This window comes from Pantoea sp. EKM101V, from assembly GCF_011800325.1.
Lineage (GTDB): Bacteria > Pseudomonadota > Gammaproteobacteria > Enterobacterales > Enterobacteriaceae > Pantoea > Pantoea anthophila.
Genome location: NZ_JAALFP010000003.1, coordinates 156911 through 171728 on the forward strand (window position 1 = coordinate 156911; position 14818 = coordinate 171728).

The 14818-nt window shown below is 55.3% G+C and carries 12 protein-coding genes; 5 read left to right on the plus strand and 7 right to left on the minus strand.

The window, feature by feature from the left end:
- The first annotated feature begins 64 nt into the window (after window positions 1-64).
- Window positions 65-955: a LysR substrate-binding domain-containing protein gene (locus HFD92_RS06965; protein WP_167428595.1), complete on the plus strand. Its 891-nt coding sequence runs from the start codon at window positions 65-67 to the stop codon at window positions 953-955.
- A 7-nt stretch (window positions 956-962) separates the two neighbouring features.
- Here the strand turns inward: HFD92_RS06965 and HFD92_RS06970 are convergent, their stop codons facing one another.
- The 3 genes from HFD92_RS06970 to HFD92_RS06980 form a co-directional block, all read right to left on the minus strand.
- A complete protein-coding gene (locus HFD92_RS06970) occupies window positions 963-1745 on the minus strand; it encodes a Brp/Blh family beta-carotene 15,15'-dioxygenase (RefSeq protein ID WP_167428596.1) in 783 nt (260 codons plus the stop codon).
- A gap of 23 nt (window positions 1746-1768) precedes the next feature.
- Window positions 1769-2479 (minus strand): bacteriorhodopsin, encoded by a 711-nt coding sequence (locus HFD92_RS06975; RefSeq protein WP_167428597.1) that lies wholly within the window; start codon window positions 2477-2479, stop codon window positions 1769-1771.
- A 711-nt stretch (window positions 2480-3190) separates the two neighbouring features.
- Entirely contained in the window at window positions 3191-4390 is a 1200-nt protein-coding gene (locus HFD92_RS06980) for an MFS transporter (RefSeq protein ID WP_167428598.1), read from the minus strand.
- A 165-nt stretch (window positions 4391-4555) separates the two neighbouring features.
- Here HFD92_RS06980 and HFD92_RS06985 point away from each other — a divergent pair, with 165 nt between their 5' ends.
- Window positions 4556-5173: a TetR/AcrR family transcriptional regulator gene (locus tag HFD92_RS06985; protein ID WP_167428599.1), complete on the plus strand. Its 618-nt coding sequence runs from the start codon at window positions 4556-4558 to the stop codon at window positions 5171-5173.
- A 54-nt stretch (window positions 5174-5227) separates the two neighbouring features.
- Here the strand turns inward: HFD92_RS06985 and HFD92_RS06990 are convergent, their stop codons facing one another.
- Both HFD92_RS06990 and HFD92_RS06995 read right to left on the minus strand, forming a co-directional pair.
- Window positions 5228-5584: a hypothetical protein gene (locus tag HFD92_RS06990; RefSeq protein ID WP_167428600.1), complete on the minus strand. Its 357-nt coding sequence runs from the start codon at window positions 5582-5584 to the stop codon at window positions 5228-5230.
- 378 nt (window positions 5585-5962) lie between these two features.
- Window positions 5963-6184, minus strand: a complete 222-nt coding sequence (locus tag HFD92_RS06995; protein WP_009092919.1) for a hypothetical protein — start codon at window positions 6182-6184, stop codon at window positions 5963-5965.
- Window positions 6185-6753: 569 nt separating this feature from the next.
- On the opposite strand from HFD92_RS06995, the gene HFD92_RS07000 reads away from it, so the two are divergent.
- Entirely contained in the window at window positions 6754-7863 is a 1110-nt protein-coding gene (locus tag HFD92_RS07000) for an SDR family oxidoreductase (RefSeq protein WP_140029146.1), read from the plus strand.
- Between the two features lie 87 nt (window positions 7864-7950).
- Here HFD92_RS07000 and HFD92_RS07005 read toward each other — a convergent pair whose 3' ends face one another.
- Window positions 7951-10125 carry a TonB-dependent siderophore receptor gene (locus HFD92_RS07005; protein WP_185185196.1) on the minus strand — a complete coding sequence of 725 codons (2175 nt, stop codon included), beginning with the start codon at window positions 10123-10125 and terminating at the stop codon, window positions 7951-7953.
- A 371-nt stretch (window positions 10126-10496) separates the two neighbouring features.
- Between HFD92_RS07005 and HFD92_RS07010 the strand changes: the two genes are divergently transcribed.
- Window positions 10497-11546: a site-specific integrase gene (locus HFD92_RS07010; protein WP_185185197.1), complete on the plus strand. Its 1050-nt coding sequence runs from the start codon at window positions 10497-10499 to the stop codon at window positions 11544-11546.
- A gap of 8 nt (window positions 11547-11554) precedes the next feature.
- Here the strand turns inward: HFD92_RS07010 and pagP are convergent, their stop codons facing one another.
- Complete coding sequence (pagP, locus tag HFD92_RS07015) at window positions 11555-12133, minus strand: lipid IV(A) palmitoyltransferase PagP (RefSeq protein WP_276047261.1); 579 nt, start codon at window positions 12131-12133, stop codon at window positions 11555-11557.
- 434 nt (window positions 12134-12567) lie between these two features.
- On the opposite strand from pagP, the gene fhuE reads away from it, so the two are divergent.
- Window positions 12568-14790, plus strand: coding sequence for a ferric-rhodotorulic acid/ferric-coprogen receptor FhuE (fhuE, locus tag HFD92_RS07020; protein WP_167428603.1), 2223 nt, complete (start codon window positions 12568-12570; stop codon window positions 14788-14790).
- Window positions 14791-14818: the final 28 nt, after the last annotated feature.

The following is a 14818-nucleotide window of genomic DNA, read 5'->3' on the forward strand; positions in this document are numbered from 1 at the left end:
GCGGACATCTGAGCGGATAAATAGACTGGATGGACGGTCTCAATGGACATAAAGTTGATAATCGATGGATAGCCTGACTTCTCTCACCTCCTTTGTACGGACAGCCGAGACGCTGAGCTTTGTTCAGGCTGCGCGACTGCTGGGAATTTCAGCGTCAGCAGTCGGTAAGAACGTCGCCAGACTGGAGCAAAAACTGGGCGTGCGGCTTTTTAACCGCAGCACAAGAAATGTGAGCCTGACGACGGAAGGGGCGGCACTCCTGACCCGATGCAAAGCGATCCTGGAACAGCTTCAGGAAGCTGAGTCAGCACTGGCGAGCAGTGCCGCAGAACCTGCTGGCAGACTCCGGGTCTCACTGCCCGCCGCGGGCTACAGATTACTGCTTCCTGCGCTCCCCGCGTTTACCCGCCGTTATCCTCAGGTCGAACTGGATCTGGATTTCAGCGATCGGCTGGTGAATATCATCGACGAAGGGTTTGACGTGGCGATCCGCAGTGGTGAGTTAGCTGATTCCAGGCTGATGGCAAAGAAGCTGGGTCATTTCCGCTTCCTCCTCTGCGCCAGTCCCGCTTATCTGAACAATTCCGGGGTTCCGGCGTCAGCGGAGGATCTGGCTGAGCACAGGTGCATTTTTTTCCGCCTGCCCGCCACCGGCTTACTACAGACGTGGGAGCTTCAGGGGCTGCGGCCCGGCGCTGAACCCAGAGCGGCATCGGTGTTGACGGTAAATAACATTGAAGCGGCGATTGGCCTGAGCTTATCGGGAATGGGTATCAGCTATCTGCCCGACTTCGTCGTTCGCGACGCGCTGGCTGAGGGACGACTGAAAGAAGTAATGCAGGGTTGCTGTACACAGCAGGGGCACTTCTCCGCCGTGTGGCCCTCCGGCCGCTACCTCTCCGCCCGGGTCCGCTGCTTTATCGATTTTATTGCTGAATCGGGACTGGCCCTTTAAGACCGCGTCACGCCTGCTGCGGCGGTTCAAACCAGGGTGTCACCAGCATATGCGGAAGGGCGAGCGCGGCAAGAGCGGCAAACAGCGACCGGATGCCCGCAGCGTCACCGGGTAACATCATATAAATGATCAGCGAGGCCAGCACTATGGCCGCGGTCAATATCGGCCACGTCAGATGGAGATAGCCCGCGTACGTGGTAAAGCCCAGCTGGTCGCGGCGCAGTCGGGTTTGCGGCAGCGCGTGCAGAATCAAAAATCCCATCGAGAAGCCGACGAAAGGCGGCAGCAGCAGCAGCGCCAGAATGCCCGCGATAAGATGTCCATCCCGCCGAAGAAGCCCGGTGAGGGTCAGCCCCAGCGCACCAATGCCACCGAGGATCGCAAGGGCCGCCGTCACAGACCCCGGCATCATGGATGCCAGTCCGGCCTGATGCAGGATAGACCTGAACGCGGGCAGATGAAGGGTGGCCGGGGCCGCTATCATCGTGATCCCCCGCGCCAGACGTTCTGTCAGTCCGCCGTGCGGTGCATCCTCAAGGGCAAAATGGACAGCTGAGGCGATCAGAAAGCCGGGCAACGCCAGCCCTGGCGCGCGGTGCCACCAGAGCAGACAGAGCGCAATCACTGCGCCATACAGGGCAAGAAAGGGCAGCCGGCGGCGACGCTGAACCACGTCCAGATCGCTGGCGCCGTGCGCCATGCCGATAATCCCGATAGCGATAACCGCAAACAGCACCTGTACGGACAGCGGGCAGAAGGAGGCAGCCAGGGCTGCCCCCCACAGAGCCATCCATCCGGCCCCTGATCGTGTTATCACTTCACGGTACCCGTGCGGCGGGTATGATCGAGCGCTTTTTTCAGGTTAGCCGCCGCGTAAAAGGCATAGAAGACCTTCGCGATGATATCCAGTACTAAAAATGCCCAGACCGATGAGGGATCGGTAATGATTTTCAGGCCTTCCGGACCGACGAGGAACACAATCGGATAGATGAACCAGACGACAGTCAGCAGTGCGACATTTTTATTGTAGGCACCCGCCAGTGCACTGCCGCGATTGGCCGCCATGGTGCGAAGCGGTCCCCACAGCAGGTAAACCACACCCAGAAACGCGGCACAGGACCAGAGGTACCAGACCCATTTCGCCGCCGCCGTTTCAGCCAGTGACGAAACCAGACCGGTGATAATCATCATGACATCCAGCACGATGATGGCAGTGAGAAAACCGCCCATTTCACCGGGTTTACCGTGTTCGTGGAAGGCGAGCATAACCAGTCCTGCCAGTAAAATCGGCGTCGTAATCGACCAGTCAGCGTAACGCGCCAGATAGACGGTGCTGCCGCTGTCCAGCGTCAGATTACCGAACCCGAATGCCATGGCCAGATAGGCGGTGGCGGCGATAAACGGGACGGATGCATGCATGAGGGTATGATGACGGGAAGGAAATGTTTTGCCGCCGGTGGCGTAAATAACCAGTGACGCAATTGCCATGACCGAAAACCCGATCAAAAATGCGGTTTGATCCATGTTAATCTCTCCTGAGCAGTAGCGCGGAAATCCCGCCTGCTGCGTTGCCATAAATTGAATACGTTTATATTCCGAAAAGAATATGCATTCAGTATATGGCGATTTCAGCAGCCTGCTCATTGTCAGGACGATTTCCGCCTGCGGATTAAAATAAAGAGGGTGAAAAGCCTTCGTTATCTGATTTAAAAAAGAACGGTGATGTTACGTTCTGTTTCTTAGCGTTTCGTTTTCCGATCGGCTGTCGGGTTGCCGTCAGGCTTAATGGTTATTTTCTGCTTAAAATTCAATTGTCTGCGTGTGTTGAAAAATGGAGTTTCTGTTTCACCCAAAAAAGAGAAAGTACAAGAAAAATATTTTTATCTGGAAAAATGAACACGCTGTACTAAGTCAATCCCGTCACGACATCAGGATTCAGCTCAGCGTTGAGTGAAATAACAGAAGTCAGCACCTCTTATTGCCCGCCAGGATAATCAGAAAACCAGAAACGGCGTACTGAATAGTGACCCGACAGGAAAGGGAAATATCCTGTAAACGATCGTCGCGGGCTGAGGCGAGGGCGCTAATAAGTGCGGGAAGAAGACGGAAATAGTCAGACCCGCATCGTCATTTGTTTATCTGCTTTACTCTTTCTGTTCACCGCTGCGTGCTGCGCAGACCGCATCTGTTTTGCTCTATGCGCCATGCTTATGCCTGCGTGAACGCTGCAACCGGTCAGTGATGTCTGGCACCAGGGCGGAAAGCCTGCTGTTTAGCCAGAAAGGCGATTACAAACGCCACAGCCATCAGCGCCATCAGCGCCCACGGAAATGAAGCGGCACCGGCACGATTGAGCAACAGTCCGCCGAGAATGCCGCCACTGGCGATCGCCAGATTCCAGGCGGTCGTCACCATCGCCTGAACCACATCCACATGGTTGCCAGCCGAATCAGCGGCGGCCGTCTGCATCTGGGTTGATGCCCCACCGAACGACCATCCCCAGACGATAACCGCCAGGAAGATAACAATCTGTTCCCGCATGCCCATAGCCAGCACCACAGAGACCGCAGCCAGTGCCGCCAGGCTGAGCAGCACCAGCCTGCGCAGGTGGCGATCGACCCAGATGCCGGTCATCCCGATCCCGGTTAATGCGGCCAGTCCGAACACCAGCAGGATAAGACCAACAGCGTTGCTCATGCCCGACAGCGCCAGAAAGGGCCCGATAAAGGTATAAAGAATGTTATGGGCCGTCATCCAGAGAAAGATGACCGCCAGCACCGGGCGAACACCCGGCATCCTGAAAACCTGCCAGACGGGCAGACGGCGGTCTGCCTTCTGTCCCGGCAGATCAGGAACGGCAACCCATGCCCAGATAAACAGCACAATCGCCAGGGCAGCCATCACGCCAAAGGCGACCCGCCATCCCAGCATGTTTCCCAGCCAGGAGCCTGCGGGTGTGCCCAGGGATAACGCAACCGGAATGCCGACCATCGCAATGGCCAGGGCGCGACCCTGTAAATCGGGCGAAACAAGACGCCGCGCATAGCCTGCCAGCATTCCCCAGGCCAGCCCGGCCGCCACACCGGACATAAAACGGGCCGCCAGCGTGAGCCAGTAGCTGGCAGAAAAGGTGGTGATGGTGTTGAAAACCACAAAGATCCCGATAGCGAGCAGCAGGACTTTTTTGCGGCGCCAGCCGCTGGTCAGCACGGTCAGCGGGATCGCCGCCAGCAGTGACCCCAGAGCATAGAGACTCACTAACTGTCCTGCCATCACCTGAGAGACGCCAAGTCCCTGACTGATGTCCGGCAGCAGACCGGCCGGCAGGGTTTCGGTCAGAATGGCGATAAAGCCGGTCATGGCAAAGGCCAACAGGGAGGCGAGCGGCAGACCCGCCTGAGCGGTGACTTCACGGGGTTCGATATGGGCGGACACGGTAACCTCTTTTAATCTCACTGAAGGAAAGAAGCCGCTGACAGCGGCCTTCATGACATTTGTATCGATTGGTATATTTATCGAAGCTAGAGATCGGATCGTCACTTGTCAAGAACATATGTATCGATTAGTATTTAAGTCTCACAGGCATGAACAGGAGGGGCTATGGCTCAGATGGGACGTCCACGTTCGTTTGACCGGGACGAGGCGATTCGTCAGGCAATGTTTCTTTTCTGGCAGCATGGCTTCGAGTCCACCTCGCTTGCTCTGCTCAAGGCCAGTCTCGGCAACGGCATTACCGCACCGAGTTTCTACGCCGCATTTGGTTCAAAAGAGGCGCTGTTTGAAGAGGTTGTCGACTGTTATCTCTCCTCATATGGTCAGGTTAACGACTGTCTCTGGGACGACGAGCTCAGGCCGTTTGATGCCATAGAACAGGCACTGCGCGCTTCCGCAAAGATGCAGACCGATCCGGGCCATCCCAGCGGCTGTCTGATCGCCTTGTCCGTAAATACCTGTTCCCCTTCAAACGAGCACATCCGCACCTTACTGGCAACGCAACGCCAGCGCACCCGGTCGGGGTTTTTGCGCTGTGTCGTCAGAGCCAAAGAGGCGGGCGAGCTGGCTGCCGACACCGACGCGCGCGCGCTGGCACAGACCTTTCTCAGTTTTGAGACAGGACTTTCGACGGAAGCGCGGGATGGGGCAACGGGAGAGGAACTGGATGCAGCCGTGACGGCTGCGCTGAAAGTCTGGGAGAAGTTTACGCCGAAGGCGGCATAGCCTGAAGCCATAGACGTTTCATCATAAAGCCCGCACCGGGCGGGCTGAATACGCCTACAGGCCGACCAGCGTAATGCGTTTCCGGGCGGTCAGCGTTTCATACAGCGCTTTAGCCAGACGGTCAGGTTCCACCACGCCACATTCCGACTGCTCGCCGTCGGAATCAGCCCAGAACGATTTAATACGCAGTGTGGTGTTGATCCTGGCGACGCGCTCCATCTCCAGCACGGCAAGCACCTGATGCCGCATCTCTCCCCCTTTAACGCTCGATTTAGCCTCTATCACGGCTGCGCGGGTGGCTTTTCCGTCATAGATGACATGGCAGCGTGCGCCGTTAAGGTTGAAAGTATGAAGCACCTCATAAAGGCCCTGAACTGTCTTTGCACTGTAGGATAACGGCATATCAAACATAACAGATCCCTCTGACGCGGAACGGTGTGAGCCCCCAGCATAGGTGAACTGTAACCAGAGGAGAAGTTACTGTTTTTTAATGAGAAATATAGATATCTAAGGATACTGTAACGTCCGTGATTTTTATTCCAGTTCTGGCTGGTACTACCAGAAAGCGAAGCGCGAAAAGAGGAGGCCTGGCGGGGGCGGATTTGGGTTAATAAAAAGCCTGCACGAGGCAGGCTAATCGTTCCAGCAGAATGTATGCACACAATCTGATATTTGTCTGCTTCCGCCATCGTACAGGAGAAATATTAGGATAAGATTAAGAATAATCGCTATCTCAACGCATTAACTTTTGTTGTGCGCGACGTCCTGATTACGCGGCGTGCGGTCAGTTTATTTTTGTGCCTGCGTGTTTTGCTCAGCCTCTTTCTGTTTTTTCTTTGCCATATGATGACCGACTGCGCATCCGGCTGCGGCGCCAGCCACACCATGATGGGCAAGATGACCTGCCACGCCGCCTGCTACGGCACCCTTCAGACATCCGGCAGCGTTAGCCTGCAGGTTGACGGACAAAAACAGACCGGTAGCCATAACGATAACTGATAATTTTTTCATCTCTTCCTGTCCTGGTGTTCGTGGTTGTATGTTCATGCCGACAGAGCATAGCCGCTTTTTTTCACTTCAGGCTGGCCCGGTCAGAGTTATCGCGAAGTTAGTTACCGGTCGTTACGCTTTTGGCGTTCCTGACCGCAATGACTGATTTATTTCAACGGGTGTCATACTGGATCATAATTAAACGCCAGATAAACGAAAGCAGAATGCAATCATCTCTTTTCTTTCTGTTTAACCGGCGATGAGAATATTGAAGACTGCAATGAAGCAAAAAAATAAATAGTCCGTTTTTATTTTCATTCCTGAAAATGTTTATTAGTTCAGCGAAAAAAATTAAAAAATGAGTTGATCCCATATGGCAAAGATTGTTGAAATCAGGCGGCAGGTTCAGCCGGAGTCGATTTAATTGTTGTTTAGCTTTCACAGCTGAAAGATAAACACAATCTAAATAGATGAGCACGGTAAAATTATTTAACGCCATGCAGGGGAGTTCACTGAACTGAATTTCACTCCTGTTCTGGAAAACATTCTTTAATGCTTTCCTGTGATTAACCAGAACGAATGACACTATCATGAAAAATATACTCATTACCGGGTCAACAGGTTTTTTAGGCGGCGCTGTCGTCGCCCGTTTATTGCAGAACAGTCCCAGGGACAGACTGCTGCTCCTTGTCAGAGGCGAAAATGTTGAGGAGGGGGTAAACCGCGTTAAAACAAACCTGAAAAACTTTGGGTTAGATGAGTCATTAATCAGCACGATAGAGAGTGAAAATATCATTCTGGGCGACCTCGCCTTCACGGAAAACTTTATCCACGACACGCGCCTTGACGACGTGACGCACGTGATTAACTGCGCCGCCGTCGCATCCTTTGGCAACAACCCCTTTATCTGGAAAGTAAATGTTGAGGGCACGTTTCAGTTTGCCGAGCGCATGAGCCGCGTTGCGGGGCTGAAGAAGTTTATCCACGTGGGTACGGCCATGTCCTGCGCCCCGGAACCGGGATCGCTGGTGACCGAGAGCGAGCTGGACTCCAGCCGCGATCAGCACGTTGTCGAGTACACCTGGAGTAAAGCCTCAATTGAAAAACTGATGACGGAAAAGCTGCCCGGGCTGCCGCTGGTTATCGCGCGTCCTTCGATTGTCGTGGGCCATTCCGATCAGGGTTGTCTGCCCTCAGCCAGCATTTTCTGGGTGTTCCGGATGGTGCTCGCGCTGGGTAAATTCACCTGCGAACTTGGCGATAGGATTGATGTGGTGCCGGTTGATTACTGCGCAGAGGCACTGGTACTGCTGCTTGATGCGGAAGCGGTGATCAATGAAGTCATTCACATTTCTGCCGGGGCGCAGAGCAGTGTCACCTTCGCGGAAATTGACGAAGCGATGGCCAGAGCATCCGGTGAAAAAGCCCTGGGACCGGATTATCAGAAGGTCTCCTATAAACACCTGGCGGAGAGCAGAAGAACCTTTAAAGATCTGTTTGGGCCCTGCAACGAACGCATCATGCTGCGTGCCATGAATTTATATGGTCATTTTTCCAATCTGAATGTGGTCTTTGATAATTCAAAATTACTGCAGCTGGGAATGAGCAGGCCTTCACGCTTCACCGATTATCTGGATCGTTGTGTGGTGACGACGCGCAATTCCACGATTGCAGAACTGATGCAGGTGGACTTTAAATAGCAGAGTCCGGGCGTGGATGGCTGGGGTATTGAGCTCAGGAGTTGATGTGACACTGAAAAAGCGCTTCCGGAGGGAAGCGCGTTATTTTCAGAAGGTGAACGTCAGACCGGCATAGTAGGCGCGACCCGGTTCATTATACGTTGAAGCCCCGTCAGCTTCGCGATACAGCTGTTTATCCAGCAGATTATTAATCCCGGCATTGGCGCGCAGGTTTTTTGTAATATCATAATTAAAGTTAATGCCAAAGACGGAATAAGCACCTACTTCACGATCAGACATCGATCCATTTTCCGTCCGCGACTCGGCATGGCGGCGCGGTTTCTGACGCCCATACATCGTCCAGTTCAGGTCAGTCGAGAAATCCTGCGTAACCTGCCAGTCGAGCAGGGTATTAATGGTATATTTCGGGATGATCGACAGCGGGTTACCGGTCTCCTTATCCTTAGACTCGATCATATAGGTGGCATTAGTGCGCCACTCCAGTGTGTCCTGGACCAGTGGGATCGTGACGTTACCCTCCAGCCCCTCAACCACCGCTTTGCCGCCGTTACTCCATTGCAGAATATTATTGCCATTGGAGGCATAGCCCAGCACCTCGGTACCGGAGACGATTTTGTTTTTATAGTCATTGCGGAACCAGGTGATCCCCGCAATATATCCCTGCTGGCTGTACTCAATACCCAGCTCTTTATTAACGCTGACTTCCGGATCAAGATTTTCATTACCCAGCAGATAGCAGCTGCCGCGCGCAACATTGACCGGACAGCCGTTGCCCCGGGTCGCCAGTAAATACCCTTCACTGGACTGATAGAGGTTGGGGGCTTTAAAAGCACGGGCAATACCCGCCTTCAGCGTAAAACTGTCGCCCAGTCCCTGCGAGATATTCAGCGACGGACTCCAGTTCGCGCCGAACGTATCGTGATAATCAAAGCGCAATCCGGGGATCACTTCAGTGCTGTCCGTCAGGGCGATGTTATCTTCAACGTAGAGGGAGCTGAGCGTGGCGCTGTTTTTACTGTTGCGACTGCCGGGGTCACCACTGACTCCATTGATCGAAACGCCTGGCGCACGGGTGCCGTTCATGGAGTTGGGATCGTTCAGCTCATCCCGGTTCCACTCGGCGCCCAGCGTCACGGTCTGTTCACGCAGCAGTTCCACCGGGAAGCTGATCTCTCCGCCAGCGCGATAACTGTCGAAACGGCTGGTCGAAAAGGTTCTGCTGTTGATCCGGCCTTCACCTGAACCGGCTGTGCCTTCGTTCAGGCGGGTATTGTTGGTTTTTTCATAGTTGAAGGTGAGTTTCGACTGTCCCCAGTCCCAGATCCCATTGTGGGCAAGCCCCCAGGTCTGACGGTAGAGCCGGTTGGTCTCCGCGCCATCGAGCGATTCGATCAGCGCATTACCGGCCCCGTTGCTGTACTGCGTATCACCGGCATAGATATTGCCCTGGCGGCTATAGCCGTAACTGAAATCCAGCACCTGAAGCGGCGTGATCTTCCAGGAGAGCACGCTGTTAATGTCTTTGTTACGCACACCTTCACGACCGGCGGCAGCCGAGCCGTTCTGCGACTGGTTAATATCGAAGGCATCACTGTCGGTTTTGTTGATATTGCCATAGAGACGCATGGTCAGCGCATCGCCTGCCAGCGGCCCGCTCAGATTGAAGTTAGCGCGGCGCGTTGCGCCTTCTTTATTATCTTCCGGCTGATTGGTGTAGAGGGACAGCGAACCGCTCCAGTGATCGGTGGGACGTTTGGTAATGATGTTCACCACACCGCCGGCCGCGCCGGAACCATAGCGGGCTGCCGCCGGTCCGCGAATGACTTCAATCCGCTCGACCATTTCAGGTGGCACCCAGTTAGAGTCACCGCGGGAGTCACGCTCGCCGCGCCAGCTGTATCGAACCGAATTGCGCGACGTGGTGGGAACGCCATCGATCAGAATCAGGGTGTTTTCCGGCCCCATGCCGCGAATGTCGATCTGGCGATTATTGCCGCGCACACCATTAGCACTGTTGCCGGTAAGATTAACACCCGGCATTTTGCGGATAATATCGGAGAGGTCATTGACCGGCGGATTCTTTCTGATGTCCTGCGCGGTGATCACCGATACCCCCGGCTGCTGCTTTAACTCCTCTTCGGCGGTGACCAGCATGGTCTGATCGTCGGCCAGCTTCTCCGTCTCTTCCTGACTCGCCCCATTGGCAGAAGTACTTAATACGCCAGCCAGCAGCAGCGCAGCAGGGCGCTTATGGACACGCATGGTTACATTCACTTAGAAGTTCTCCCTGAATCGTTAATGTATGTAAGCAAATGCGTATGATAATGATAATAGTTCGCATTGTATATCGCAGCAGGGGATCTTTACATTCCCGCATTCGCGATCGTGCTGTCGCCTCAGAGAGCGGCAAATTCGTGCAGAAAGCGTACAGACGGAAGGCGTCGGGTTCTGTGTCATGGCCCGTTTTAATTCTCAGATTTCATCAGAATGCGTTTCCGTGACTCCAGACTTAATAGGTCTGGAGTCACAGCGACTGAATCAGTAGAATGGCCCGCCTGTTAAGTGAAAGGGAGAGTCATGTGATCGATCGGACATCCAGCCCGGTGCGCTCCGCGCATGTCGGCCAGCACGTCATGATCTGGCTGGAGCAGGTCAAGGCCGCCTCGTTAGGTGAGCTGGATAACTTCGGGGATGAAGGAACCGTAGAGCAGGTCATGAAGGTCTGGGTCAAACTGTCGCTGCTGATCAGCCGCCGCCGCCCGGAGATCGCCGTTTCTTCTCTGCTGAAACATGTTCTGCCCGGTATCGGTTCTCAGCCGCTGAAAAATCTGACGCGTCTGCGTCTCAACCGGCTCTATAACATCCTGATTGCGGAAGGGAAAAAGGAGGAGGCGCGGCGGGTCTTTGCACTGACGAAACAGTTTCTGGCCTGGGCCGAGATGCAGGGCTATCTCGATCACTCCCCGATTGCCTCAATGAAAAAGCGCGATGTAGCGGGCCGGGCATCACCGCCGCGCAGTCGCCAGCTGAGCGATGCGGAGATCTGGGTTTTCTGGCACGGGCTGGATAACTGGGCACTGTCGGAACAGGCGCGCTGGGCGCTGCGGTTGTGTCTGGTCAGCGCCCGGCGACCGGATGAGATTGTGCAGGCGCAGAAAGCGGAGTTTGATCTGCAGCTGGAACTCTGGAAGCAGGGCACGCGTAATAAATCGCAGCGGGAACACGTGCTGCCAATCTCACCGCTGATGCGTCAGTGCATCGAGGCTCTGATGCAGGCCGCCGATCCGGACTCCCCCTGGCTGGTGCCCGCCCCCCGCGATCCGCAGCAGCCGCTCTCTAAAGGTGCGCTCAATCAGGCGCTGCGCCGGATGATCCGCGCCCCGCGCGGGCTGGGACTGGAAGCCTTCACGCCGCGCGACCTGCGCCGCACTGCGCGATCCAAACTCTCTGCGCTCGACACGCCCAACGACGTTGCCCGCAAAATCATGAACCATGCGCTGGAAGGGATCGATCGGGTTTATGACACGCATGACTACCTGAGCCAGATGCGCATCGCCATGAACCGTTTTTCTGCTGCCGTTGAACAGATCATCGCCTGCGAAAGTTATCATCAGCTGCAACACCGCTATGAGGGTGAAACCCTGTTACTCGACGAGCGCGCCATCATGGCGATGGCGCGCTGACCGGACCGTCAGAAGTGGTAACGCAGCCATGCAAAGTAGACGTTGCCGTTATTGTGCGTGCCGGGGATGTAGGTCATCTGGAAATCGAGATCGCCATAGCCGATGGCGGCAAGCGGCAGTATCGCCGGCACCGGGATGTAATCCCAGTTGTGACGGGCCGTCACACCGGCGGTATAACCCGCGCCCCAGTGGAAATTCTGATCGGCCAGCGGACGCCACGTCGCCACCCAGCCGTAGCCGCCAAAGGGCTCCCACTTATTAAAGGAGTCCTTGAACGCCATTAAGTAGATACCGTTCCAGTTACCTTTCTCATCGTAGCGGGAGATCCCGCCACCGGCGCCCCAGGGCCTTTCATTATATTTATCAATATGTTCCCGGTCGTAGGTCGCACGGTTGTGCCACGTGATAGCGGGCAGGTAAAAATCGATACCCTGTGGCTGCTGCCAGGTCGTGGCAACGTTATTGCTGAAGGTGTTCCAGCCAGCACTGACATTCTGCACCAGCGTGGCAGACCAGGCAGAAGGGGCTGAAAACAGACTCAAAACGGTCGTCGTCATCAGCGCATTGAAAAGGGATGTTTTGCGCATGTGCGAATTCCTGCAATCTCTGGTGTTTAATAAGGTAATAAAAGGGTTAAGGCGGGTATTGTGGCATGAAGAGTGACAACTTCAGGTCAATGAACGGCCCTTACGGGATATTATAGTGACGGTAAGCGAAACGGCACCCGAATTTTTCTGATAAAGCCGTCGGGATTTATCGGGCAGCTTTTCCCATCTCCCTCTTCCCGGCTTCTATGGCACCGATCATTTCCTGAAAAAAGCGGCATCATCTGTTAACAAAATCTTGCAATGAAAATCGCAATGCGTATATTTCTCATTTGCTTTAAAGGTTTATCACACCCGCCTCAGGCGCACAGGGAAAACGTTTCTGGTTCCTCAAACCAAAAGCAGGGCAGCGATGTCCGCAGGATGCACGGTCGTGACAGTGGCAGATAAAAATCATAAAGATAACTGAGGAATAAATGAACGCATTTGAATTTCAGCGTGCCGGGGAAACGGGCGCGACGGCTTCGCACCGCCTGTTCCGCCTCTCCCTGCTGGCTGCACTGGTCGCCACCTCACTGGGACAGAATGTGGCCCGTGCCGCAGAAAGCGCGGCGCCCGCCGTCAGCGATGAGCAGACGCTCACCGTCAATGCTTCTGCCAATGACGGCGTGACAACGTCACCAGCTTCCGATTACAGCGTACCGGTTACCCGTGCGGGCACAAAAATGCTCGGTACCGTGCGGGATGTGCCACAGTCTGTCAGCATCGTCAGTTCGCAACGGATGGCTGACCAGCAACTGCAGTCGCTGGATGACGTTCTGGCTAACACCACCGGCATCCGCGGCGTCAGTGTCGATATGGATCGCACCAGCTACTACTCCCGCGGCTTTTTGATCGACAACTATATGGTCGATGGTATTCCGACCGCGTTTGCCGAGCGCTGGAATCTGGGTGACGCGCAGACCGACATGGCGCTCTATGAGCGTGTTGAAGTGGTGCGCGGGGCAACCGGTCTGCTGACCGGTCCGGGCAATCCCTCGGCCGCCATTAACATGGTGCGCAAACATGCGGACAGCAAAACGTTCGGCGGCACCGTCTCTGCCAGCTACGGCAGCTGGAACAAACAGCGTTATGTGGCCGATCTCTCGGCACCGCTCAGTGACAGCGGCAATGTCCGTGGCCGCCTGATCGCGGGCTGGCAGGATAACAACAGTTTCATTGAGCGCTACGGCGCTAAAAAACAGTTTATCTATGGCGTGGTTGATGCCGACCTGACCGACTCTGCCACGCTCTCGGTCGGGTATGAGTTCAGCCAGGTTAACACCGATTCCACGATGTGGGGGGGCGCGCCGCGCTGGTATACCGACGGAACGCAGATCCACGCCCGTCGCGGCTATAACACCGCGCCTGACTGGGCCTACAACGACAAAGAAAACCGCAAGCTCTTCGTCAACCTGAAACAGGACTTCGCTAACGGCTGGAACCTGACGCTGAACGGCACGCATAATGAGATGCGTCTGGACAGTAAGCAGATCTATCTCGATGGCTTCTTCGATCGCAACAGCGGCGCGGGTGTCTCCTCCTATGCCAACTACCCGGTGGTGGGCGGGACCGGTTACAACACCGGAAAACGTAAGGTGGATGCGGTCGATGCCTTTGCCAGCGGCCCGTATGAGCTGCTGGGACGTCAGCATGAGCTGATGGTGGGCGTCAGTTACAGCCGTCAGGATAATAAATATTTCAGTACGTTTGAGAACATCTCCCCTGAATCGCTGGGCAACTTCAACGATTTCAACGGCCAGTATCCGGAATCAGCCTGGACACCGCGCCTGCCGGCCAGCGATACCCAGTTGGTGCACCAGAAGTCGACCTATATGGCGACCCGTCTGTCGCTGGCCGATCCGCTGCATCTGATCCTCGGCGCCCGTTACACCAACTGGAATCGCGAAACACCCGGCGGTGAGATGGAGAAGAACAACACCACGCCGTATGGCGGTCTGATTTATGACTTCGCCGAAAACTGGTCTGCCTACGCCAGCTACACCTCGGTATTCCAGCCGCAGGATTATCGCGATGTCAGCGGGGCGTACCTGTCGCCGGTGATCGGCAAAAACTATGAGGCCGGTCTGAAATCAGACTGGATGAACAGCCGCTTCACCACCTCACTTTCCGTGTTCCGCACCGAACTGGATAATGTCGGTGAAGCCACCACGCAGATCGTTCAGGGTTCCGGCGATGTGGCCTATATTGGCCGCAAAGGCGTGGTAAGTCGCGGCGTGGAGTTTGAGGTCAACGGCGCATTAACCGATGACTGGCAGATGACCTTTGGCGGCACGCGCTACATCGCAGAAAACCGCGATGGCACGACGTTCAATCCGCAACTGCCGCAGACCAGCTTCAACCTCTTCACCAGCTACCGTCTGCCTGCTCTGCAGGCGCTGACGCTGGGCGGCGGCGTCAACTGGCAGACGCACATCTGGAACGATGTCGGTGCACCGGAAGGCAATGGCACCTGGCGGGCGCGTCAGGGCAGCTACGCGCTGGTTGATCTCTTTGCCCGCTATCAGGTGAATAAAAATCTGTCGCTGCAGGGCAACCTGAATAACCTGTTCGACAAGGCGTATGACACCAGCGTCGCCAGTTCGGTGGTCTACGGCGAGCCGCGTAATTTCTCGGTCACCGCCAGCTACACCTTCTGATCGCACTCCATGAAAAACGCCTCAGCCG

Coding starts and splice junctions, on each gene's coding strand:
- HFD92_RS06965 (WP_167428595.1), top strand. CDS start 65: ATGGATAGCCTGACTTCTCTCACCTCCTTTGTACGGACAGCCGAGACG.
- HFD92_RS06970 (WP_167428596.1), bottom strand. CDS start 1,745: ATGGCTCTGTGGGGGGCAGCCCTGGCTGCCTCCTTCTGCCCGCTGTCC.
- HFD92_RS06975 (WP_167428597.1), bottom strand. CDS start 2,479: ATGGATCAAACCGCATTTTTGATCGGGTTTTCGGTCATGGCAATTGCG.
- HFD92_RS06985 (WP_167428599.1), top strand. CDS start 4,556: ATGGCTCAGATGGGACGTCCACGTTCGTTTGACCGGGACGAGGCGATT.
- HFD92_RS06990 (WP_167428600.1), bottom strand. CDS start 5,584: ATGTTTGATATGCCGTTATCCTACAGTGCAAAGACAGTTCAGGGCCTT.
- HFD92_RS06995 (WP_009092919.1), bottom strand. CDS start 6,184: ATGAAAAAATTATCAGTTATCGTTATGGCTACCGGTCTGTTTTTGTCC.
- HFD92_RS07000 (WP_140029146.1), top strand. CDS start 6,754: ATGAAAAATATACTCATTACCGGGTCAACAGGTTTTTTAGGCGGCGCT.
- HFD92_RS07005 (WP_185185196.1), bottom strand. CDS start 10,125: ATGCGTGTCCATAAGCGCCCTGCTGCGCTGCTGCTGGCTGGCGTATTA.
- HFD92_RS07010 (WP_185185197.1), top strand. CDS start 10,497: ATGATCTGGCTGGAGCAGGTCAAGGCCGCCTCGTTAGGTGAGCTGGAT.
- pagP (WP_276047261.1), bottom strand. CDS start 12,133: ATGCGCAAAACATCCCTTTTCAATGCGCTGATGACGACGACCGTTTTG.
- fhuE (WP_167428603.1), top strand. CDS start 12,568: ATGAACGCATTTGAATTTCAGCGTGCCGGGGAAACGGGCGCGACGGCT.